General features: G+C 63.4%; 25 protein-coding genes. 10 read left to right on the top strand and 15 right to left on the bottom strand.

The genetic code is table 11. The annotated features are described in order from the left end of the window. Window positions 1-9: 9 nt before the first annotated feature. A complete protein-coding gene (locus TU79_RS19560; protein WP_003234016.1) occupies window positions 10-786 on the bottom strand; it encodes a class II glutamine amidotransferase in 777 nt (258 codons plus the stop codon). A 21-nt stretch (window positions 787-807) separates the two neighbouring features. Beyond that, window positions 808-1,338 (bottom strand): hypothetical protein, encoded by a 531-nt coding sequence (locus TU79_RS19555; RefSeq protein ID WP_057009543.1) that lies wholly within the window; start codon window positions 1,336-1,338, stop codon window positions 808-810. Window positions 1,339-1,362: 24 nt separating this feature from the next. Between TU79_RS19555 and TU79_RS19550 the strand changes: the two genes are divergently transcribed. Then, a complete protein-coding gene (locus tag TU79_RS19550) occupies window positions 1,363-3,408 on the top strand; it encodes a S9 family peptidase (protein ID WP_057009542.1) in 2,046 nt (681 codons plus the stop codon). Here the strand turns inward: TU79_RS19550 and TU79_RS19545 are convergent. Continuing rightward, window positions 3,405-3,689: a hypothetical protein gene (locus tag TU79_RS19545; protein WP_057009541.1), complete on the bottom strand. Its 285-nt coding sequence runs from the start codon at window positions 3,687-3,689 to the stop codon at window positions 3,405-3,407. The genes TU79_RS19550 and TU79_RS19545 overlap by 4 nt on opposite strands. A 78-nt stretch (window positions 3,690-3,767) precedes the next feature. Between TU79_RS19545 and TU79_RS19540 the strand changes: the two genes are divergently transcribed. Further along, complete coding sequence (locus TU79_RS19540; protein WP_057009540.1) at window positions 3,768-4,454, top strand: spermidine synthase; 687 nt, start codon at window positions 3,768-3,770, stop codon at window positions 4,452-4,454. Between the two features lie 42 nt (window positions 4,455-4,496). Here TU79_RS19540 and TU79_RS19535 read toward each other — a convergent pair whose 3' ends face one another. Continuing rightward, window positions 4,497-5,417 (bottom strand): ParB/Srx family N-terminal domain-containing protein, encoded by a 921-nt coding sequence (locus TU79_RS19535; protein ID WP_057009539.1) that lies wholly within the window; start codon window positions 5,415-5,417, stop codon window positions 4,497-4,499. A 97-nt stretch (window positions 5,418-5,514) separates the two neighbouring features. On the opposite strand from TU79_RS19535, the gene TU79_RS19530 reads away from it, so the two are divergent. From TU79_RS19530 to TU79_RS19520, 3 genes are all read left to right on the top strand, one after another. Then, window positions 5,515-5,889, top strand: coding sequence for a YajD family HNH nuclease (locus tag TU79_RS19530; protein WP_003172528.1), 375 nt, complete (start codon window positions 5,515-5,517; stop codon window positions 5,887-5,889). Between the two features lie 160 nt (window positions 5,890-6,049). After that, a complete protein-coding gene (locus TU79_RS19525) occupies window positions 6,050-6,517 on the top strand; it encodes an RNA methyltransferase (RefSeq protein ID WP_003189607.1) in 468 nt (155 codons plus the stop codon). A 67-nt stretch (window positions 6,518-6,584) separates the two neighbouring features. Then, the gene (locus tag TU79_RS19520) at window positions 6,585-6,935 is read left to right on the top strand and encodes a YgaP family membrane protein (protein ID WP_057009538.1); all 351 of its coding nucleotides are present in this window, start codon (window positions 6,585-6,587) and stop codon (window positions 6,933-6,935) included. Between the two features lie 85 nt (window positions 6,936-7,020). Here TU79_RS19520 and TU79_RS19515 read toward each other — a convergent pair whose 3' ends face one another. From TU79_RS19515 to TU79_RS19490, 6 genes are all read right to left on the bottom strand, one after another. Beyond that, window positions 7,021-8,241, bottom strand: coding sequence for a hypothetical protein (locus TU79_RS19515; RefSeq protein WP_057009537.1), 1,221 nt, complete (start codon window positions 8,239-8,241; stop codon window positions 7,021-7,023). A 13-nt stretch (window positions 8,242-8,254) separates the two neighbouring features. Further along, window positions 8,255-8,704: a YcgN family cysteine cluster protein gene (locus TU79_RS19510; RefSeq protein ID WP_057009536.1), complete on the bottom strand. Its 450-nt coding sequence runs from the start codon at window positions 8,702-8,704 to the stop codon at window positions 8,255-8,257. A gap of 92 nt (window positions 8,705-8,796) precedes the next feature. Then, window positions 8,797-9,729 carry a D-2-hydroxyacid dehydrogenase gene (locus TU79_RS19505; RefSeq protein ID WP_057009535.1) on the bottom strand — a complete coding sequence of 311 codons (933 nt, stop codon included), beginning with the start codon at window positions 9,727-9,729 and terminating at the stop codon, window positions 8,797-8,799. Window positions 9,730-9,836: 107 nt separating this feature from the next. Further along, window positions 9,837-10,130, bottom strand: a complete 294-nt coding sequence (locus TU79_RS19500) for a YcgL domain-containing protein (protein WP_053136663.1) — start codon at window positions 10,128-10,130, stop codon at window positions 9,837-9,839. Next, window positions 10,127-11,260 carry a ribonuclease D gene (gene rnd / locus TU79_RS19495; protein WP_003233994.1) on the bottom strand — a complete coding sequence of 378 codons (1,134 nt, stop codon included), beginning with the start codon at window positions 11,258-11,260 and terminating at the stop codon, window positions 10,127-10,129. Before rnd ends, TU79_RS19500 begins: the two co-directional genes overlap by 4 nt. A gap of 122 nt (window positions 11,261-11,382) precedes the next feature. After that, window positions 11,383-11,982 carry a class I SAM-dependent methyltransferase gene (locus tag TU79_RS19490; RefSeq protein ID WP_057009534.1) on the bottom strand — a complete coding sequence of 200 codons (600 nt, stop codon included), beginning with the start codon at window positions 11,980-11,982 and terminating at the stop codon, window positions 11,383-11,385. 140 nt (window positions 11,983-12,122) lie between these two features. Between TU79_RS19490 and TU79_RS19485 the strand changes: the two genes are divergently transcribed. Together TU79_RS19485 and TU79_RS19480 are read left to right on the top strand one after the other, a co-directional pair. After that, entirely contained in the window at window positions 12,123-12,896 is a 774-nt protein-coding gene (locus tag TU79_RS19485) for a transporter substrate-binding domain-containing protein (RefSeq protein WP_057009533.1), read from the top strand. Window positions 12,897-12,946: 50 nt separating this feature from the next. Beyond that, the gene (locus TU79_RS19480; RefSeq protein ID WP_057009532.1) at window positions 12,947-13,786 is read left to right on the top strand and encodes a cache domain-containing protein; all 840 of its coding nucleotides are present in this window, start codon (window positions 12,947-12,949) and stop codon (window positions 13,784-13,786) included. A gap of 71 nt (window positions 13,787-13,857) precedes the next feature. Here TU79_RS19480 and TU79_RS19475 read toward each other — a convergent pair whose 3' ends face one another. Together TU79_RS19475 and pobA are read right to left on the bottom strand one after the other, a co-directional pair. Next, a complete protein-coding gene (locus tag TU79_RS19475; protein WP_173670267.1) occupies window positions 13,858-15,375 on the bottom strand; it encodes an MDR family MFS transporter in 1,518 nt (505 codons plus the stop codon). 66 nt (window positions 15,376-15,441) lie between these two features. Next, on the bottom strand, window positions 15,442-16,626 hold the full coding sequence (gene pobA / locus TU79_RS19470; protein ID WP_173670293.1) for a 4-hydroxybenzoate 3-monooxygenase: 1,185 nt from the start codon (window positions 16,624-16,626) through the stop codon (window positions 15,442-15,444). Window positions 16,627-16,816: 190 nt separating this feature from the next. Between pobA and TU79_RS19465 the strand changes: the two genes are divergently transcribed. Further along, the gene (locus TU79_RS19465; RefSeq protein ID WP_057009529.1) at window positions 16,817-17,683 is read left to right on the top strand and encodes a helix-turn-helix domain-containing protein; all 867 of its coding nucleotides are present in this window, start codon (window positions 16,817-16,819) and stop codon (window positions 17,681-17,683) included. 31 nt (window positions 17,684-17,714) lie between these two features. On the opposite strand, the gene TU79_RS26345 is transcribed toward TU79_RS19465, so the two are convergent. Then, a complete protein-coding gene (locus TU79_RS26345; protein WP_003233987.1) occupies window positions 17,715-17,891 on the bottom strand; it encodes a hypothetical protein in 177 nt (58 codons plus the stop codon). Window positions 17,892-17,979: 88 nt separating this feature from the next. Continuing rightward, window positions 17,980-18,885 (bottom strand): LysR family transcriptional regulator, encoded by a 906-nt coding sequence (locus TU79_RS19460; RefSeq protein ID WP_057009528.1) that lies wholly within the window; start codon window positions 18,883-18,885, stop codon window positions 17,980-17,982. A 105-nt stretch (window positions 18,886-18,990) separates the two neighbouring features. Between TU79_RS19460 and TU79_RS19455 the strand changes: the two genes are divergently transcribed. After that, window positions 18,991-19,857, top strand: coding sequence for an MBL fold metallo-hydrolase (locus tag TU79_RS19455; RefSeq protein WP_057009527.1), 867 nt, complete (start codon window positions 18,991-18,993; stop codon window positions 19,855-19,857). Between the two features lie 34 nt (window positions 19,858-19,891). Beyond that, window positions 19,892-20,506, top strand: a complete 615-nt coding sequence (locus TU79_RS19450; protein WP_057009526.1) for an NAD(P)-dependent oxidoreductase — start codon at window positions 19,892-19,894, stop codon at window positions 20,504-20,506. A 30-nt stretch (window positions 20,507-20,536) separates the two neighbouring features. On the opposite strand, the gene TU79_RS19445 is transcribed toward TU79_RS19450, so the two are convergent. Continuing rightward, window positions 20,537-20,657: transposase (locus TU79_RS19445; RefSeq protein WP_211263080.1), on the bottom strand; the 121-nt coding region annotated here is incomplete at its 5' end.

Raw genomic sequence — 20,657 nt, 5'->3', positions numbered from 1 at the left:
TCGATATCCTTACTCGGTAACGCCCTGGCTGACGCATTCACCGCGTCGCCACAGGCTCCATTGGCCCGGTTCGTAGCGGGTCCAGTTTTCGTTGTCGGTCAACGGTTCGGTGGCAATCACCGTCACCACGTCATTGGGCGTGGTTTCGGCCTGGAAATCGACGATCACGTCGACATCCTTCAAGCGCGCCGGGCCAAAGGGCGCGCGTCGGGTGATCTGCGCCAATTTAGTCGTGCAATAGCAAAACAGCCAGTCACCGTCGCTGAGCAGGCAATTGAATACGCCCTTGCTGCGGTATTCGGTGCAGGCGGCGATCAGGTCGGGCAGCACCTGCTCGATGTCCACCGGTTCCGGGAAGGCTTCGCGCACACGGTTGAGCAGATCGCAGAAAGCCGCCTCGCTGTCGGTGTCGCCCACCGGGCGGTAAAAGGTGGCGCGCGGGTTGAACTGCGCCAGTTGGCCGTTGTGGGCGAAGCACCAGTTGCGGCCCCACAGTTCGCGCACGAACGGGTGAGTGTTGGCCAGGCTGACCTTGCCGACATTGGCCTGGCGGATATGCCCGATCACCACTTCGCTCTTGATGGGATAACGCTGCACCAGCAGCGCGACTTCCGACTCGCTGCTCGCCGCCGGGTCCTGGAACAGGCGCAGGCCACGGCCTTCGTAAAAGGCGATGCCCCAACCGTCGCGGTGCGGGCCGGTGCGCCCGCCGCGCTGCATCAGCCCGGTAAAGCTGAACACGATATCGGTGGGGACGTTGGCACTCATGCCCAATAATTCACACATGCCAGGGCTCTCGCTGCAACGTTAAAGGCGCGGTTCGACCCGCGTGCCGCTGGCGGGTGCCGGACGGTGGAAAGGCTCGTCGTCTTCAGCCGGCTCCTGGGCCAGCGCCGCATCGAACGCGGCCTTGCGCTCGCGGCGCGCATTGGCGGCGCGCTCGATGGGCCAGCGGATCAACACGATCACGATATACACGGCGAAGACGATCATCGTGTACATGAACAAATCGGAAATCGCCCGCCAGGCGTTGTTGCCGACCTTGAGCACCAGGTCCAGCGCGGTAATGGCCACGGCCGGCGCGAACTGGGTCTTGACCGGATCGACGATGGTCGGGCTGAACAGCAGCACCGCCATCAGCAATTGCAGCGGCTCGCGCAGCCAGCGCCAGATCCAGCGGGTCATGCGCCACCACACCAACAGGCAGCCCAATGCGGCGAAGGCGTAAAGGCCCCAGGCAATCAGATAATCGTTCTCGGTCATGGTGTCCATGGCAAGGCTGGCAAAGAGGCGGCTATGATAACGGCTTTTGCGTGTCGCGGCTGCAATGCCTGCCACCGTCCGCCAGACAGAGAGTGATCCATGCCCCTATCCAATGCCCCGATCGCCCGCAAGGCCCCAGGTCCAGACCCGTACGCCTGGTTGCAGGAGCGCGACAACGCTGAAGTCCTCGACTACCTCAAGGCCGAAAACGCCTGGCAGCAAGCCCAACTGGCCGACCAGCAGGCGCTGCGCGACACGCTGTTCGAGGAAATCAAGGGCCGCATCCTCGAGACCGACCTGTCGCTGCCCTCCCCGTGGGGCCCGTATCTGTATTACACGCGCACCACCGCCGGCGACGAATACGCCCGCCACTACCGCTGCCGCCGCCCCGCCGACGACAGCAATCAGGTGGATGAGGGCAGCGAAGAACTGCTGCTGGACCCGAACGCGCTGGCTGGCGGCGGCTTTTTCTCGCTGGGCGCCTTCAGCATCAGTCCCGACCATCAGCGTCTGGCCTACAGCCTCGATACCAGTGGCGAAGAAATCTACACCCTGTTCGTCAAGGAATTGTCCTCGGGCAAGGTCAGCGAACTGGAGTTCCAGGACTGCGACGGCAGCATGACCTGGGCCAATGACAGCCTGACCCTGTTTTTTGGCGAGCTGGACGACACCCATCGCCCGCACAAGCTGTATCGCTACCGCCTGGACGGCACGGCGGCGCAGGAAGTGTTCCACGAACCCGACGGGCGTTTCTTCCTGCATTGCTACCGCTCCAGTTCCGAGCGCCAGCTGCTGCTGGCCCTGGGCAGCAAGACCACCAGCGAAATCTGGGCACTGGACGCAGGCCAGCCGCACCTGGACTTCACCTGCCTGGCGCCTCGCGTCGAAGACCATGAATACGATGTTGACCACGGCCAGCTCGACGGTGAGTGGACCTGGTTTATCCGCAGCAACCGCGACGGCATCAATTACGCGCTGTTTGTCGCCGCCGACACCGGCTCCGTGCCCGGCGAGGCCGACTGGCACACGCTGATCCCCCACAGTGACGAGGTGATGCTCGACGGCGTGAGCCTGAACGCCCGCGCCATGACCCTGAGCCTGCGCATCGGCGGCCTGCCGGTGATCGAAGTGCACGCCGAGGGCGTGCCGGCCTATCGCGTGGAGTTACCCGACGCCGCCTACAGCCTCTACGTACAGAACAGCCTGGAATTCCCCAGCGACCGGATCCGCCTGCGCTACGAAGCGCTGAACCGCCCGGCGCAGGTGCGTCAGCTGGAGCTGGCCAGCGGCGCGCAACAGGTGCTCAAGGAAACGCCGGTACTCGGCGCATTCAATGCCGATGACTACGTCAGTCAGCGCCTGTGGGCGACCTCGGCCGATGGCACTCAGGTGCCGATCAGCCTGGTGGTCAAGCGCGACCAACTGGGCAAGCCCACCCCGTTGTACCTTTACGGTTACGGTGCGTACGGCCAGAGCCTCGACCCGTGGTTCTCTCACGCGCGCCTGAGCCTGCTGGACCGTGGCGTGGCGTTCGCCATCGCCCACGTGCGCGGCGGCGGCGAGCTGGGGGAAGCCTGGTACCGCAACGGCAAGCAGGCCCACAAGCAGAACACCTTCAGCGACTTTATCGCCTGCGCCGAACACCTGATTGCCGAGGGCCTGACCACCTCCGGGCAACTGGCGATCAGCGGCGGCAGTGCCGGCGGCCTGTTGATCGGCGCGGTGCTCAACCAGCGCCCGGCGCTGTTCCAGGCGGCGATTGCCGAAGTGCCGTTTGTGGATGTGCTCAACACCATGCTCGACCCGGAGCTGCCGCTGACCATCACCGAGTACGACGAATGGGGTAACCCCGAAGAGCCCGAGGTGTATGCGCGCATCAAGGCGTATGCGCCCTACGAAAACGTCAGCGCCCAGGCCTACCCGGCGCTGCTGGTGATCGCCGGCTACAACGACAGCCGCGTGCAGTACTGGGAAGCCGCCAAATGGGTCGCCAAGCTGCGCGACACCGCCACCTCCGACAACCTGCTGCTGCTCAAGACCGAACTGGGTGCCGGCCACGGCGGCATGAGCGGTCGCTACCAGGGGCTACGCGACGTGGCGCTGGAATATGCCTTCGTGTTCAAGGCGCTGGCACTCGACGCTTAACCACCGGGCGTTTTCGGTTTGCTGTCGTTCTGCTGCAGGCCCGGCACTGTCTGGTCCCTGGGCGGCGTCGGCAACACGATCGGCACCAGCGCCGGCGAGCCGTCGGCGTTGGCTTTGGGCAACGCCGGCGGCGTCACCTGCGGGTACAGCGTCGGCGTCGGCGTGCCCGGCGCGCCTGGGGTTGGCGCGGGGGCGGCCGGCACGCTTTGCGCCTCCTGCGCCTGCGCAGAACCCAATGTGAGCGCGCCGAGCACAATGACCGTTAGAATGCTGCACTTCATCGATGGCTCCATGGCCTGACCGGAATGCCTCAAGGCTACTCCCAACCGCGCAAGAATGCCCTTCCCAATGAGATTTCCATGAAACGTTTCATTCTGCTCGACACCACCCCGATCCCCGACAACGGCGGCGCCCTGTGCCTGTTCGAATACGGCGAGGATTTTGTCATCAAGATCCAGGGCGGTGACGGCGGCCAGTTGATGAACACCCGCATGCACGGCTCCGAGGACGCCCTGGCGGAGATTCCCTGCCGCAAGGTAGCCGGGCGCCCCGGTTCACGGGTATTGATTGGCGGGCTGGGCATGGGTTTCACCCTGGCTTCGGCGCTCAAGCACCTGGGCAAGACCGCCGAAGTGGTGGTGGCCGAGCTGGTGCCCGGCGTGGTGGAGTGGAACCGCGGCCCGCTGGGCGAAAAATCCGGCCGCCCGTTGCTGGACCCGCGCACCGTGATCCGCCTGGAAGACGTGGCCAAGGTGCTGCAGGCCGAACCCCAGGGCTTTGACGCGATCATGCTCGACGTCGACAACGGCCCCGAAGGCCTCACGCAAAAGGCCAACAGCTGGCTCTACTCCGCCGGCGGCCTGGCCGCCTGTGCCAAGGCGTTGCGGCCCAAGGGCGTGCTGGCCGTGTGGTCGGCCAGCGCCGACAGGCTGTTCAGCGACAAACTGCGCAAGGCCGGCTTCAAGGCCGAGGAAGTGCAGGTATTTGCCCATGGCAACAAAGGCACCCGGCACACCATCTGGATCGCCGAAAAACTGAAAGCCTGATACCAGACACCGCAAATCCCCCTCCCACATGTCTGATCTGTTTCAGCGCAGGGATTTGCGGTAGTCAAAGATGTACGGCACCTTGTCGTCGAACGTCTTCTCCAGCGCCTTGCGATCCAGTTCGCTCATGCCGCCCAGTTGATGGGCGGTAAACCCGCTGTCACCCACCTTCGAGCCTGGCGCCAGGCTGACCATCCGCTTGGCAACGGCTTCGATGGCGTCCTTGTAGCCGCCTTTGCTGTCCAGGTCGTACTGGCCCAAATCAATCTGCGTGCGCAGCCAGTCGCCCCAGTAAAACTCCAGAAATTCCGGGGCAATCCCGCCATCGTCCGGCTTGCCATAGGCGGCCTTGCGGGTGAAGTACACCAGGCTGCGAAAGGTGTCGTTCTGCAGGTGCTTGAAGCCCAGATGCGCCGGCAACTGCTCAGGCGCCAGGGTCCGGCCCTGACTGTCCTTGAGCCAGACTTTGCGCGCCGCCGCCATGCGCTGCCAGAACGTTTTCATGTCCGGGCTGCTGCTGAAATCGTCGGTCACCCGGACCCACATTTTCAACCGCGCCCCGCCGCCGGGCACTTCCCACAGCGTGGTGAAGCTGTGGTGACCGTCGGTCAGGTACAACTGGCCGCCGGGGCCTGCCACGACGGTTTTCATCTCATCCGGGTGAGCACCTACCGGGTCCTCGCAGGTAAAGCTGTCGGGGTGATGCAGGTCGGCCTTTTTCGGCACCTTTTTCGCTTCGCCCTGGCCGTTGGTTTCGCAGTATTCATCGAAGACCTTGGCAGGTTTGGCGGCGAACAGCCCCAGGCTGTAGTAAATCTGGTCAAAGCCCACCACGGCCTGGGTGGGATGCAACTGCTCGAGGGCCACCTCGATCACCTGTCCGGGTCTGGGCGTAGAAAGCGCGTAGGCATGAGCCGTCGCCCCACACAGCAGCAATGCAGCAATCCATGTATGCAGACGCATGAAGTTAAATCCTTATGGCTAAAGTGAAGCGGTTATTTAGCGCGCGAGCGGCTAGAATCCACGGTATCCGTGAACCCTCATACAGCCAGGAGCCATGATGAGCTCGACCAACCCGCCCTCCCACACCGCCAAGCTGGACCGCATTCTCGCCGATGCCCAGCGCGACCGGGAAATGGGCTATCGCGACAAAGCCCTGAAAATGTACCCCCACGTATGCGGCCGCTGCGCCCGTGAGTTCGCCGGCAAACGCCTGAGCGAACTGACCGTACACCACCGCAACCATAACCATGATGACAATCCTCAGGATGGCTCCAACTGGGAACTGCTGTGCCTGTATTGCCATGACAACGAGCACTCGCGCTACACCGACCAGCAGTATTTCGGCGAAGGCTCCACCAGCAGCCCGACGATTGCCAAGGCCACGCACAACCCGTTTGCGGCGTTGGCGGGGTTGATGAAAAAAGACAGCTGAACATCGTCATCGCCTGCACCGGCCTCAGCGGCGGCAAGCCCCCTCCGACACTGAAATGCAGTCCAACGGTGGGAGGGGCCTTGCTCCCGATAGCGATCGTGCAAGCACCGCATCACTTCAAGGCCGTATAATCGCGCCTTTTCGTCAAGGCACCCTCCCCGTGGGCAATAAACGCTACAGCTGCATCGGTTTGTATAACCCCAAATCCCCCGAAAACGTCGGTTCGGTGATGCGCGCCGCCGGCTGCTACGGCGTGGCCTCGGTGTTCTACACCGGCGTGCGTTACGAGCGTGCGCGGGATTTCATCACCGACACCAAAAAAGTCCACCACGATATTCCGCTGATCGGCATCGATGACCTGAAGAAAATCCTGCCCCTGGGCTGCATCCCGGTGGCCGTGGAGCTGGTGGAAGGCGCCCGCCCGCTGCCCGAATACACCCATCCCGACCGCGCGCTGTATATCTTCGGCCCGGAAGACGGCTCGCTGGATAAAGAGATTCGCGACTGGTGCGAAGACGTGGTGTACATCCCGACCACCGGCTGCATGAACCTTGCCGCCACCGTCAATGTGGTGCTCTACGACCGCCTGGCCAAGGGCAACAACACCCGCTCGGGGCCCAAGTACTGATTTTTCGGGAACATCCGGCGCCGGCCAGCAGTCAGCTATTGACACTAGCCCTTGTTGGAGACGGATCATGAGTGACAGCACACACCTGCGACCTATCATCGAGCACCTGCAGCCCGCCCCGCAGCATGAGCAAAACGTGCACGGCTGGGAACGCATCGGCTCGGTGGCAGGGGGTTTCATCATGCTGGGCAAAGGCCTGCGCCGTGGCGGCGTGCTCGGCCTGATCCAGGTGGCAATCGGCGGCGTGGCGCTCAAGCGCGGCTTTACCGGCCACAGTTCGCTCAAGGACAAGCTGGAGCAGGGTCGTCAGGAGATGAACAGCCTGCGCACCAAGATTGAACGGGCCGGCGCAGAGCTGAACAACCTCAAGACCCAAGCCGAAGTGGCCGCCGAGAAAGCGGTAAAAACCACCGGCTGATCAGGCTTCCAGGCCTGTTGAACATCCACATGTGGGAGGGGGCTTGCTTCCTCCCACATGTGTCCTGTGTGTGTGTGTTTCCAGATCAGTGCAGTAATCTGGAATCGAGCACCGCTGATGGCTCACCGATAATGCTTTCAGCCAACTGCACAAATTGCGCCGTGTTCACGCTGTCAGCCCGCATCACCGCCTGCGCCAGGTCATCCAGGGACCGCTTGTTATGGGTCTTGACGCGGATCTCGCGGTCCAGCTCCTGCAGCACCAGCACCGCCCGCGCCACCGTGGCGCCGCTAACGTGCTCGCCGCGCAGGCTGGTCACGTCCTTGCCTTGTTTGCCCAGCCGCGCCTGAATCGCTGCGTAGCGCTCATCGGTAATCCCGCCGGCACGGCGCATCAACTCAATCGCGTAAAACTCGCCAAACCCTTCGCTGATCCAGTCGCTGGTGTCGTGGTCATTGAAGCGCCCGATGGCCTGCACCACTTCACGCAGCAACGGGCTGCTGCCGCTCTCACTGACCAGCGGCGTGCGGCTGTTGAGGTAGATCGAGTCGCGCGCCGCAAACGCGCCACGGCGCATCGGGTCGCTGGCGCCCACCACCAGCAGCTTGGCCGGATGACGCGGGAACGCGGCCTCCACCTGCGGCCAGACGAAGGTCAGCAAGGTCAGCACATCCATGCGGCGCATGGCCTGGCCCTTGGGCGAGGCCACGGTGACGTCGGTGTCCCCCAGGCGCACGCGGCGGCTGCCGAGGGTGCCGGCGAGCATCCAGCCAGTGGGCCGGTCGAACAGGCGCGACACATTGTCGATGCGGAATTTGTGCTTGCCGATGCGCGGCCAGGCGGTCTCGACGCTTTTCCAGCCAGGTGGCAGCTCGAACACCAGGCGCGAGACCAGTTCGACACCGTCCTGCTGGTCCAGGTGCGCGGTCGGCACCAGGTCTTCACCGCGAAACAGCGCCCAGCTCGGTGTCATCCGCGCTTCATAGGTGCCCGGCTTGCGCGCATGGCTCAGGCGCACGCGGTAAGTGAGGCTGGCCTTGTCGGCGTCGGGCTGCCACAGGCCGCGGCTGCCGGTGACCTTCCACTGGCCATCGGCCTTGAAGTCGCTGTAGTCGCCCGCGTGACCGAGGTCGAAATTCAGACTACGCACCGCCGCGCCATGGGACAGGCTCACGCGCACTTCGGCTTGATCGCTCTGGGGCAGCAGCTTGACGTGATAGTCCAGGTCGACCTTTTTCGCACACCAGGCCGAGCTGCTCATTGCCAGCAGCGCCAGGGTGGCCGTCAGCTTGATCACTTCCCTCATACCCACTCCTGGTTCAGCCCGCGCGGAAAATCAGGTAATCCTCCCAGTCGTCTTCGGCCACGCTGCCTTCGCTGACCATGCGCCCGGACTGGGAAATGCGTTCGTGGTGCACGGCATCGCGGTCGCCGCAGACCAGGTGGTGCCACAACGGCAGGTCCTTGCGCTCGCTGACCAGCCGGTAGCCGCAGGTGGGCGGCAGCCATTTGAACTGGTCGGCCTGGCCCGGCGTGAGCTGGATGCAGTCCGGCACCGAGGCCCTGCGGTTGGGGTAGTCGGTGCACTGGCAGGTGTTCAGGTCGAGCAGTTTGCAGGCGATGCGCGTGTAATAGACGCTGTTGTCGTCTTCATCTTCAAGCTTCTGCAGGCAGCACAGGCCGCAGCCGTCGCACAACGACTCCCATTCCTCCTGGTCGAGGTGTTCAAGGGTTTTGCGTATCCAGAAGGGTTCGACTTTGGCGGCCATGGCTCTGCATCGGTATCGGTAAGTGAAAAGGCCGCCAGTCTAGTGCCCAAGCCGCCTGGAACCAAGCGTCGGCGACTGGCGGTGTTACCAGACTAATAGCCGCGTTCGAAGTCCACTTCACCGCGCAGGGCTTGCCGGGCCTGATACGCGCGCAGGTTCTGCACAAACAAATCCACCATCATCGACGGCGAGGTCGGCGCCGAGCTGTGCCCGGTCAGCAGCAGGCCCCAGGCGGTCCAGAACGGATGGCGCTGCGGCAACGGCTCCTGGCGACACACATCGATCACCGCGCCGGCCAGGTGCCCTTCTTTCAGCGCCTCGACCAGATCGGCGTCGACCACCGCCACGCCGCGTCCGACGTTCATGAACACGCCCGTCGGCTTGAACTGCTTGAACAGCGCCGCGTTATACAGGTCGTGGGTTTCCGGTGTGTTGGGCAGCAGGTTGATCACGTAGTCCGCCTCCCCCACCAGCCGTTCCAACTGATCAAGCGCGGCCACTTCAATGAACGGCGCCTGCTCACGCGCGGTGCTGGCGATGCCGTACAGCTTCACGCCAAACGGCAGCAGAAATTCGGCAACACGCTGGCCGATATCACCGGTGCCGACGATCAGCGCCGTGCGCCCCGCCAGGCTCTGGCCGATGCGGTTGTCCCACTTGCGCTCCACCTGGCTGACCAGGCGCGCCAGCACTTCACGCTCGTGGCCCAGCATGTAGGTGAGCACGAACTCGGCCATGACCTGGCCAAAAATGCCCACCGCACGGGTCAGGCGATAGCCGCGCGGCAGGCCGTCGGCCAGCAGCGGCGTAATGCCGGCCCAGGTCGATTGCAGCCACTGCGGCTGATGGCCCTGGCGCAGCAGGGTCGCCAGCAGGTCCGGCTGGCCCAGCCACACCGGGCAATCGGCGGCCAGCCGCGAGAGTTCGGCCGAATCGCCACTGGTCAGCACCTCAAGATCCGGCGCGGCGGCGCGCAGCAGTTGGGCGTAGAGCGGGTGATCCTGTTCAGCAATCAGAACACGCATGCTTAAAACCTTTCAAAACAGTGCAGACGGCCGCCCGCGTCCTTGCGGCCACCGCCCACTCATTACGATTGCGTTGAAGAAAGTGCCCCGGGCAGGGCACCCACCGATCACATCGGGTCGTTGCGGCGCAGCAGCTCTTCGGGCAAGTGTTCGATGTACTCGTCCTCGGCCGGCGGCATTTGCAGGTGATAGCCCTGCTTGTCGAGGTTTTCCAGGACCACCAGGATGTCTTCGCGCGACAGCTTGCGCTCCGGGGTCAGCACCATGTCGAAGGCGTGGTGCGGCTTGCCGAAGGCGACCATCAGGGGCTCGGGAACCCGCTCGAGGGCATCGCTTTTGAGCACGTAGAGGTACATGCCGTCTTTTTTCAGGCTGCGGTAGATGGAGCAAATACGTTTCAAGGCTGTTCTCCGGCAGAGGCCAGGCTGTCGAGCAGCGCCTGACCCATCAACGCGCGGCGCCAGCCACGCAGCGAGTCGGGCAATGTATAAGGCCCATCGGGGTAGCCACTCTTGACCAGGGCTTCGAGGGTTTTCTTGCGCAGCATCAGCTCCGGCGCCATGTCCAGGCGTTCGGCTTCGGCCTGGCCGAGGGCGCGCAACTGCTTGATCAGCGTGGCGGCGTCCACCGGCAGCGGCTCGGCCACGGCCGGTGGCCATTGGTCCATGGGCACGCTGGCGGCGCGCTTGATCAGGTCGAGCAGGAACGGGCCGTCCTGGCGCACGGTGCGCGGGTGCATGTCTTCGATCTTGCCCAGGGCGACCAGGTTGTCCGGCTGGGATTTGGCCAACGGCCACAGCGAATGTTCGCGGATGATGCGGTTGCGCGGCAGGTCGCGGGCCCGCGCCTGCTGCTCGCGCCAGGCACACAGTTCACGCAGCACGGCCAGTTGCGCGCGGGACAGTTTCCACGCCAGCTTGGCATCGCGGTACAGCTCGTAGGGGTCGATCTCGCGGCGCAGGTTGGCCACCAGTTCGGCACCGTCTTCCAGCACCCAGGCGTATTTATCGTCGGACAACTGCGGACGCAGACGGATGTAGACCTCGGCCAGGTGCACCGCATCTTCGGCGGCGTAGCTCACCTGCGTGTCGGACAATGGCCGCTGCAGCCAGTCCGAGCGGGTCTCGCCCTTGGGCAGCTCGATATCGAGCACGGCTTGCACCAGGCGCGAATAGCCCATGGAGAAGCCAAGGTTCAGGTAGGCGGCCGCCAACTGGGTGTCGAACAACGGCACCGGCAGGCTGCCGGTCAGGCGCAGCAGTACTTCAAGGTCTTCGCTGCAGGCGTGCACCACCTTGATCACCGCCGGATTTTCCAGCAGGGCGGCCAGGGGTTGCCAGTTGTCGATGGTCAGGGGGTCGATCAGGTAAGCGCGTACGCCATCACCGATCTGGATCAGCCCGGCGATGGGATAAAAGGTGTCGACCCGCATGAATTCGGTGTCGAGGGCGACGAATGGCAACTGCTGCCATTCGGCGCAATGCTGGCCGAGGCTATCGTTGTCGCAGATCCAGTGAATATCGATGGCCACACGGCTCTCCCTTGAAGAATGGCGCGCAGTATATATCGCGAAAGGGCCTTGCGAGCATTCACAGTGCACAGGCAATCATGAAAACTCGGACAGGCACTGAAGAATAGTCCGACGAGCGGGAGTTATCCCCTCTTACGCAGTACGTAAACCCGCCAGAGCCGGGAGCCCGGCATGAATTCCTGATGTTTCAGGACCTTGAAGCCCGCCTGGCGAAATTCGCCTTCCACAAAGGTGCGTGAAGGCACGGAGACAATCACGGTATCGCGGCTGACCCGATGAAACTCGCGCAGCAACGCCAGCCGCCCTTCTGCGCTGGGCACATGGCGAAACAACTCCAGGCAGAAAATGCAGTCCACCGCATTCGCCGACAAGCCGATGGAAAACGCTGATCCCTGGAAGGTCTTGACCCGCTTGAGCAACGCCGCCGAGTGGTGGGTAAGCGCGTGGTCGAGCATGTCCTGGGAATTGTCCGAGGCGAGGATCACACGGTTGATGTGTTCGCCCAGCACCGGCCAGAACCGCCCCGAACCGCAGGCCAGGTCGAGGATCAGGCCCGGCTCGCCGGCCACTTTAAGCGCCTGGCGCACCAGCCATTCGTCGCGCCACATCGCCAGGCGTCGCCGCAGCCTGGGCGGACGCGGGTCGCCGCAGACCCGCGCGTGCTCCTGATCATAGCGCTGGGCGAAGTCAATCTCGATGGAGGATGGAGGTTGTGGCGACATCATGGGCTCATCAGGGTGGAACAGGAGTGAACGACCTTGATGGGCAGCTTAAACCGTGCAACGTGAAAAAAAGGTTGAAAGGCGCAGGCGGCGCGTCAATGCTCGCGCCTACAAAAAAATTGCCCCAAGGACCCGTCCCGATGAAAGCTTCCCTGGCCCTGTGTGTACTGGCGTGCTCGGCAACCACCGCCCTCGCCGACCCCGCCCCGTCGCACCTCGATGAGGTGATCCAGCGCGGCACGCTCAGCGTGTGCACCACCGGCGACTACAAGCCCTACAGTTCATTGCGCGCCGATGGCAGCTATGAAGGCATCGACATTGCCATGGCCGAGTCCCTGGCAAAGAGCCTCAACGCGAAGATCAACTGGGTGCCCACCAACTGGAAAACCCTGATGCCGGATTTTCTCGCGCAACGCTGCGACATCGCCGTGGGCGGTATTTCGGTGTCGCTGGAACGCCAGAAAAAAGCCTTCTTCAGCGAATCCCTCGGCGTCGACGGCAAGATCCCGCTGGTGCGGTGCACCGATGTGCAGCGCTACCAGACCGTGGAGCAGATCAACCAGCCGCAGGTGCGGGTGATCGAACCGGCAGGCGGCACCAATGAGGTGTTCGCCCGCGCCCACCTGGCCCAGGCGCAGATCCGCCTGCATGACAACGTGACGATTTTTGACGAACTGCTGGCCGGCAAGGCCGACGTGATGATCACCGACGCCAGCGAGGCACGCTACCAGCAAAAGCTCAAGCCCGGGCTGTGTGCGGTCAACCCCGAGCGGCAGATGCAATACAGCCAGAAAGCCTTCCTGCTGCCGCGCGACGATGTGGCGTGGAAAAGCTACGTCGATCAGTGGCTGCACCTGAGCGTGGCGACCGGGGTATATGACGGCATCGTCAACCAGTGGCTGGCGGCGCCTTGAGCCATGTCCGTCTACGCTCCTGTCACATCAACAATAATGAGGGATGAAACATGAAGGCATTGCTGCGAATCACTTGGCTGCTGCTGGCGTGCGCCGGCCAGGTGCATGCCGCGACGGCGCAGGAAGAAGACGCCGAGGCGGCCAAGGCGTTGCTGCAAAAAGCCCTGGCCTACTATCAGAGCAATGGTGACAAGGCCCTTGCGGCATTCAGCCGCCAAGGGGAGTTTGTCGACCAGGATCGCTACGTGTTCGTGGTCGACACTAAGGGCGTACTGCTGGCCAGTGGCGGCCCGTCCTCGGCGTTGATAGGCCGTGATGTGTCCGAAGTGCTGGGGCCGGAGTTGCGCCAATCGTTCAAGGACGCGCTCAAGGTGCCGGAAAACCAGGGTGTGCAGCAGGCCGACTATCGCTGGCAGAACTGGAACGATGGCAAGGTCGAGCACAAGCATGTGTTTTACCAGCGGGTGGGCGAGCGCATTCTGGCGGTCGGCTACTACCTGCCACGCGCCACCCCGGAGCAGGCGCGAGCGTTGCGCAACAAGGCGGTGAGCGCGCTGGTGAAGGATGAGGCGGGCACGCTCAAATCGATCAACTCGTTGCAGGGTGGGTTTCTGCAGGACGACCTCTACGTGTTCGTGGTCGACCTCGACACCCGGCGCTACGTGGCCCATGGCACCACTCTGCGACTGATCAACACCGACTTCAGCAAGGTCAAGGATCCGGATGGCAGACCCGTGGGCGAGCCGATCCTCAAGATGATGACCGAGCAGGACCAGGGCGAATACAAATACCGCTGGCAGAACCCGGTGACCGGCAAGGTCGAGAACAAGCATGCCTACGTGCGCAAGACCGGGCACTTCATGGTGGCGGTGGGTTATTACAGCCCATGATCCGGCGCTGGAATGCAGTTCCTTGTGGGAGGGAGCAAGCCCCCTCCCACATGTGGAGCTTCGCTGGTCAGTCAGCCGGCTTTGTCTTCGCGGCCGCGCAGCACATGATTGGGCATCGCTATGGCCGCCGCCAGGCCCAGCAGCGACACCGCGGCACTTACCATCAGCAAATGCCGGAACGTTACCGCCAGCTCCGCGCGCAGGGCGTCCTGCGCGGGGCCGGGGGCGGCGTTGAGGCCGTCGAGCAGCACACTGCCGGAACTGCCTTCGGCCGCCAGCGCGCCACTGGCCATGTGGGCGAAGCTGGAATCCTGCAACAGCGCCAGCAGCAGCGCCGACATGCAGGCCACCCCCACCGCCCCGCCGAGGGAGCGAAACAGGTTGGTGGTGCTGGTGGCCACGCCAATGTCGCGTTGCGCCACCGAATTCTGTGTGCCCACCAGAGAGGTCGGAAACTGCATGCCGGCGGCGATCCCGCACAGCACCATGAACAACGCCGTCAGTCCGACCGCCTGCGGCGCGCTCAAGGCCATGCCGAGGATCGCCAGGGGGCTCAACAGCGCGCCGCAGAGAATCATCGGCTGGTAGCGGCCGGTCACCGAGGTCCGGCGCCCGGCACAATAAGCGCCCATCGGCAGGCCCATCGCCAGCGGCAACAGGTGCAGGGCCGCGCTGTCGGCACCGGAACCGGTCAAGGTCTGGTAACGCAGCGGCATCAGTACGGTCAGGGAAATCGCCTGGAAGCTGGTGATGAAAATCGTGCACCAGCACAGCACCGCGCTGCGGTTGGCGAACAGGTGCATCGGCAACAACGGCTCGCGGGCGCGGCGCTCGTGCCACACGAACACCGACAGCGCCACCAGCGCGCTTGACAGCAGGCCCAGCACCTCGGAGTCACGCCAGGCATGGCCCTGGCCGATTTCAGTGATGCCCAGCAGCAACGCGGTGAGGCCGATGATCATCAGCACGGTGCCCACGTAATCGATGACCGGCTTGCGCTGCGGCGCCGGCAGCCCGCGCAGGGTGCGATGGGCCACGTACCAGGCGCCGGCGCCCAACGGCAGGTTGATGAGGAACACCCAGCGCCACGACAGGTACTCGGTCATCAGGCCGCCCAGCACCGGACCGGCCACACTGGCCACCGCGTACATGCTGCTGAAATAGCCCTGGTAACGTCCGCGCTCACGGGGCGTGATGATGTCGCCGATGATCGCCTGGCTCACCGAGATCATGCCGCCGGCGCCGATGCCCTGGACAATCCGCGCCAGCACCAGTTGCTCCATGCCTTGCGCCATGCCACAGAACAGCGATGCCACGGTGAACAGGCCCATGCCGATCAGCATCATCGGCCGGCGCCCGTACAGGTCGCCGAGCTTGCCGTAGATCGGCACCGCCACCGTCATCGCCACCATGTAGCCGGAGATCACCCAGGCCAGCAGGTCGACGTCGTGAAACCGCGCGGAAATGGCCGGCATCGACACGGCGACGATGGTCTGGTCGAGCGCGCCAAGAAAGATCGCCAGCATCAACGCGATGAGGATGCTGCGCACGGCGGGAACCGGTGGAACGGGCTGATTGAGCTGAGTCACGGCAGAACCTTCGAGCAAAGGCCCGCAGGAAAGACGCCCTGCGGGAACGCTCGATACGATAGCAGGCTATTCGATAGCCTCGTAAGGAAGTCCGACGTAATTTTCCGCGATGGTCTGGCGGCCCGCGCGGGAGTGGATGAAGTAGTCCAGCTCACTTTCGGCGATGCGTTGGGTGAAGCTGTCGGCCTCGGGAAACTGGTGCATCATCGAGGTCATCCACCAGGAAAACCGCTCGGCTTTCCACACCCGGCGCAGGCAGATGGCCGAGTATTGTTCAAGCAGGTCGACGCGCCCTTCGCCATACACCTTGAGCAGAATGCGATAGAGCGTGCTCACGTCGCTGGCCGCCAGGTTCAGGCCCTTGGCGCCGGTGGGCGGCACGATGTGCGCGGCGTCGCCCAGCAGGAACAGACGGCCGTACTGCATCGGTTCGACCACGAAGCTGCGCAGCGGCGCGACGCTTTTTTCGAGGGAGGGCCCGGTGACCAGCGTTTCGGCCAGCTCGGCAGGCAGGCGTTTTTTCAATTCGGCCCAGAATCGCTCGTCCGACCAGTCGCTGACCGGTTCGTCAGCGGGTACTTGCAGGTAATAACGGCTGCGCGTGGCCGAGCGCATGCTGCACAACGCAAAACCGCGCGGGTGCCGCGCGTACACCAGCTCCGGGTGCACCGGTGGCGTGTCGCAGAGCATGCCCAGCCAGCCGAACGGATACACCCGTTCGAACACCTGCAGCGACTCGGCCGGGATCGACTGCCGCGCCACCCCGTGGAAACCGTCGCAACCGGCGATGTAGTCGCACTCCAGGCGAAACACCTCGCCCTGATGCTCGAAAGTCAGCCAGGGTTGATCGGTTTTCAGGTCATGGAGCTGCACCTCGCGCGCTTCGTACAGCGTGGTGGCGCCGACCGCGGCGCGGGCGGCCATGAGGTCGCGGGTGACTTCGGTCTGGCCGTAGACCATCACCGACTGGCCGCCCGTCAGTTCCTTGAGGTCGATATGCGTCAGCCGGCCATTGAGCGCCAGTTCGAAGCCATCGTGCACCAGGCCTTCGGCGTCCATGCGCTGGCTGACTCCAGCCTCGCGCAGCAGGTCGACCATGCCTTGTTCCAGCACGCCGGCACGGATGCGGCCCTGCACGTAGTCGGCGCTCTGGCGCTCAAGCATCAGGGTCTGGATGCCGGCGTTGTGCAGCAATTGGCCAAGCAGCAATCCCGAAGGACCGGCGCCAATGATGGCAACCTGGGTTTTCAGCGTCTTCATTGTTTTTATCGCCTGCAAGGTCCACCACGAACGGATCGGGTGAAAGCGTTGTCATTGATCCTGCTGCTGACATTTTTCACTTGAGTGGCCGCTACAAGAAGGTGAAAACTGCGCCAAAGTCTGCGCTTTTTGCCAATCGGTGCGATTACCGCACCACTATCCTGAGTATCGGATCGAAACCATGAGCCAAACCGCGATTCCAGTCTTCAAGCTGTACGGGGAAAGCCAGCAGTGGCCTACCCCCGATTTGCTGCACTGCGAAACCATTTCCCGACGCAGTCGGGAATATCAGTGGGAGATTCAGCCCCACCGGCACGCGGATCTGTGCCAATTGCTCTACGTGCACAAGGGCCAGGCGCACCTGGAAATCGAAGGCCAGCGCAGCACCCTCAGCGAAGCGACGCTGCAGGTGCTGCCGCCGCTGTGTGTGCACGGGTTTCGGTTTGCCGAGGATGTGGACGGCTACGTAGTGACCCTGTCCGCGCCGCTGATCAGCCATTTGCAGGGGCAATTGGGCGCGACAGTCGACGGTTTGCAGACTCTGGGCAGTTATCCGGCGGGCAAGGACAGCGACTACCTCAACAGCCTCTTCGTGCGTCTGCAGGACGAATACGTGAATGACCAACCGGCCCGCGACATGATGATGCACGCGGTGGTCAGCGTGCTGCTGGTGTGGGTGAGCCGCCAGGCCATCCAGCGTCGCCACCCGCGTGCGCCGCGTGGGCGCGAATATTTTCGACGCTTTACCCAGTTGGTCGAGCAGCATTACCGCGAGCACCCCAGGATCGAGGACCTGGCCCACAAGCTGGGCATCTCGGTGTCACACCTGAACGGCACCTGCCGCGAACTGGGCGGGCAGCCGGCGCTGCAGATCATGCACGACCGTCAGTTGCTGGAAGCCAAACGCCTGCTGACCTATACCCGCATGACGATCAACGAGATGTCGGAGGTGCTGGGGTTTTCCGACCCGACCAACTTCTCGCGGCTGTTTCGGCGGCGGGTGGGATTTTCGCCGAAGGCGTTTCGCGAGCAACTCAAGCCGGATTGACTGGCCACGTCGGGTATTTAGTGTCTCGCGATCAGCGCAAGGCACTGAAACTGCCGGTGTGCGGCACGCATTGATCCTGATGGCAGGTGATCGCGAAACTTGGCTGCATGCGCGTTTGCTCGACACGGTAGGCGGCCGTGCCGTACAACGCGCTGGCCAGGGCGCAAAGGGCGAAAATCGTCAGGTACTTTCTGGTTTTGAGGGTCATGGCACAGACCTCTGGATGACTGTTTGAAGCATAGGTCAGCCAGGGCGAGTTGCCATTATTGGGCGATATTCAAACCGTTTATGTCGACTTAAAGACCGATGTCCCAGATCGGCTCTTCCGGAAACCTCTCCACCAGAAAATCCAGCAGGCTGCGCAACGCCGACGGCATGTGTTTGCGCGAGGCATACACCGCGTAAATGTTCATTTGCCGGGGCTCGGCGCCGGGCAGCAGGCGCACCAGTTCACCGCGACGAATGTAGTCGCCGGCCTGATAACTGGGCAGCATCGCCACTCCGGCCCCGGCCAGCGTCACCCGCAGCAGGGTAGTGGCCTCGTTGGAGGTGATCGTGCCCGTGATGGGCACCGAAACATGCTCACCGCCCTCCTCGAAATGCCACAGGCTTTTGCCGAAGTAGGAGTGGGTCAGGCAGTTATGCCGGGCCAGGTCTTCGACTTTCCGCGGTGCCGGGTGCTCCAGCAGGTAGGCCGGCGTGGCGCACACCACCGAGCGGCAGACGGTGAGGCGCCGGGCGATCAGGCTGGGGTCCAGGTCATTGCTGGTGCGAATGGCCAGGTCGATGCGCTCGTCCACCAGGTTCACCGTGCGGTCGAGCATTTGCAGGTCGACGGTCACCAGGGGGTGGCGCTTGACGTAGGCGGCGATGGCGTCGGCCAATTGCGCCTGGCCGAACGAGGTGCTCACGCTCAGGCGCAACAGCCCGCGCGGCGCGTCATCCGGCGTGCTGACGGCGGCCTGCATGTCGCTGCACAGTTCCAGTAATTGCCGGCAACGCGGCAGGGTTTCGCTGCCGGCGGCGGTGAGGCTGAGCTTGCGCGTGGTGCGGTGCAGCAGACGCGCGCCGACGAAGTCTTCGAGCTCGGCCAGGTAGCGCGATACCACCGGGCGCGAAAGGTCCAGGTGATCGGCGGCGGCCGACTGGCTACCCAGCTCCACCACGCTCACAAACACCCGCATTGCTTGAAGACGATCCATGATCTGCCCACTTTCAGAAACAAACTATGTCCAAGCATGGCATTTTTTGTAGTGTTTCAGGCAACTAAGCTGTGCGCATCCCTTATCGAATGCAGGAGCTGCCCGATGTTCTCAACCTTCAAGCGCTTGACCCTGGCGACCGCCGCTCTGGCGTTTGCCGCCCACGCAGCGGCGACCGAGCTGAAACTCGACGTGTACAACCCTGGTGAAGCGGCGATTTTCCCGGTGAGCTCGGTGCTGGTCAGCGGCGCGCAAGACGCGATCCTGGTGGACGCTCAATTCGGCAAGGCCCAGGCCGAACAGTTGGTGCAGAAGATTCGCGCCAGCGGCAAGCACCTGACCACCATCTACATCAGCCATGGTGACCCGGATTACTACTTCGGCCTCGATACCCTCACCGCCGCGTTCCCCGACGCCAAGGTGCTGGCGCCACAGCCGGTGGTCGACCATATCAAGGCGACCGTGGCCGACAAGCTGGCGTTCTGGGGCCCGAAAATGGGCGCCGATAAACCAGGCAAAACCATCGTGCCCCAGGTGCTTGAGGGCAACAGCCTGACGCTTGAGGGCCAGCCGCTGCAGGTGATCGGCCTCGACGGTCCGCAGCCGGACCGCAGTTTTGTGTGGATCCCTTCGATCAAGGCCGTGGTGGGCGGGGTGGTCGTCTCCGAAAACATTCACCTGTGGATGGCCGATACCCAGGGCGCGCAGTCCCACAAGGATTGGCTGACCACCTTGCAGCGCATTCAGGCGCTGAAGCCGAACACCGTGGTCCCGGGCCATTACCTGGGTACGCCATCGCCGGCCTCCGTGGCCTTCACCGCTGACTACATCAAGGCATTCGACCTCGAAACCGCCAAGGCCAAGGATTCCACCGCCCTGATCGCGGCCATGAAAAAACGTTACCCAGGCCTTGCCGACGAAAGCTCGCTGGAACTGAGCGCTAAAGTCGCCAAAGGCGAAATGAAGTGGTGAAGCGTTTCAACCCTTAACCGACCTGGAGAACACCATGAGCAAAATCGCAATCATCGGGGCCACTGGCCGTGCGGGCAGTCAATTGCTGGAAGAGGCGCTGCGGCGCGGGCACAGCGTGGTGGCCATTGCGCGCAACACCGAAAAACTCGCCGCGCAGCCAGGCGTCACCGTCAAACAAGTGGACGCACTCGACGCACAGGCCTTGCAACAGGCCATCAGCGGCAGCGACGTGGTGATCAGCGCCGCGCACTTCGCCACCCTGCCCGCCAGCGCCGTGATCGGGCCGGTGAAACAGGCCGGGGTGCAACGCCTGCTGGTGGTGGGCGGCGCCGGGTCGCTGCTGCTGCCAGGCGGTGGCCGGGTAATCGACAGCGCCGGTTTCCCTGAGGAATACCGCGCCGAAGCCAGCGCAGGGGCTGAGTTTCTGGAAGCACTGCGTCAGGAAAAGGAGCTGGACTGGACCTTCTTGTCGCCGTCGGCCGACTTTGTCGAGGCCAAGCGCACAGGTGCATTCCGTCTGGGTCAGGATGAGTTGCTGGTCAGTGCCGAGGGGCGCAGCTGGATCAGCTTCGCCGATTACGCCATCGCATTGATCGATGAAGTGGAAACCCCAAGGCACTCGCGCCAACGCTTCACCGTCGGCTACTGATAGTGGCTCAGGCCGCATTTTTTTGGTTCTTCACGGATTACCGGGAAAGACGTTCTTGATCTTCATGAAAAAGAATTCGCTATCCCGGTAACCGTACGCCATCCGCTTGATGACCTTTATTCGATTGTTTATTCCTTCCAACTGACCCGTA

It is taken from the genome of Pseudomonas trivialis (assembly GCF_001439805.1).
Lineage (GTDB): Bacteria > Pseudomonadota > Gammaproteobacteria > Pseudomonadales > Pseudomonadaceae > Aquipseudomonas > Aquipseudomonas trivialis.
The sequence above is the reverse complement of the archived record's forward strand: the minus strand, read 5'-3'. Positions and strand labels throughout refer to the sequence as shown.

Excerpts from the sequence above, each read along its gene's own strand:
- TU79_RS19465 (WP_057009529.1), top strand. The coding sequence starts at position 16,817 with ATGAGCCAAACCGCGATTCCAGTCTTCAAGCTGTACGGGGAAAGCCAG.
- TU79_RS19530 (WP_003172528.1), top strand. The coding sequence starts at position 5,515 with ATGAGCTCGACCAACCCGCCCTCCCACACCGCCAAGCTGGACCGCATT.
- TU79_RS19485 (WP_057009533.1), top strand. The coding sequence starts at position 12,123 with ATGAAAGCTTCCCTGGCCCTGTGTGTACTGGCGTGCTCGGCAACCACC.
- TU79_RS19480 (WP_057009532.1), top strand. The coding sequence starts at position 12,947 with ATGAAGGCATTGCTGCGAATCACTTGGCTGCTGCTGGCGTGCGCCGGC.
- TU79_RS19560 (WP_003234016.1), bottom strand. The coding sequence starts at position 786 with ATGTGTGAATTATTGGGCATGAGTGCCAACGTCCCCACCGATATCGTG.
- TU79_RS19455 (WP_057009527.1), top strand. The coding sequence starts at position 18,991 with ATGTTCTCAACCTTCAAGCGCTTGACCCTGGCGACCGCCGCTCTGGCG.
- TU79_RS19450 (WP_057009526.1), top strand. The coding sequence starts at position 19,892 with ATGAGCAAAATCGCAATCATCGGGGCCACTGGCCGTGCGGGCAGTCAA.
- TU79_RS19510 (WP_057009536.1), bottom strand. The coding sequence starts at position 8,704 with ATGGCCGCCAAAGTCGAACCCTTCTGGATACGCAAAACCCTTGAACAC.
- TU79_RS19490 (WP_057009534.1), bottom strand. The coding sequence starts at position 11,982 with ATGTCGCCACAACCTCCATCCTCCATCGAGATTGACTTCGCCCAGCGC.
- TU79_RS19545 (WP_057009541.1), bottom strand. The coding sequence starts at position 3,689 with ATGAAGTGCAGCATTCTAACGGTCATTGTGCTCGGCGCGCTCACATTG.
- TU79_RS19550 (WP_057009542.1), top strand. The coding sequence starts at position 1,363 with ATGCCCCTATCCAATGCCCCGATCGCCCGCAAGGCCCCAGGTCCAGAC.
- TU79_RS19460 (WP_057009528.1), bottom strand. The coding sequence starts at position 18,885 with ATGGATCGTCTTCAAGCAATGCGGGTGTTTGTGAGCGTGGTGGAGCTG.
- TU79_RS19505 (WP_057009535.1), bottom strand. The coding sequence starts at position 9,729 with ATGCGTGTTCTGATTGCTGAACAGGATCACCCGCTCTACGCCCAACTG.
- TU79_RS19515 (WP_057009537.1), bottom strand. The coding sequence starts at position 8,241 with ATGAGGGAAGTGATCAAGCTGACGGCCACCCTGGCGCTGCTGGCAATG.
- TU79_RS19540 (WP_057009540.1), top strand. The coding sequence starts at position 3,768 with ATGAAACGTTTCATTCTGCTCGACACCACCCCGATCCCCGACAACGGC.
- TU79_RS26345 (WP_003233987.1), bottom strand. The coding sequence starts at position 17,891 with ATGACCCTCAAAACCAGAAAGTACCTGACGATTTTCGCCCTTTGCGCC.
- TU79_RS19520 (WP_057009538.1), top strand. The coding sequence starts at position 6,585 with ATGAGTGACAGCACACACCTGCGACCTATCATCGAGCACCTGCAGCCC.
- TU79_RS19535 (WP_057009539.1), bottom strand. The coding sequence starts at position 5,417 with ATGCGTCTGCATACATGGATTGCTGCATTGCTGCTGTGTGGGGCGACG.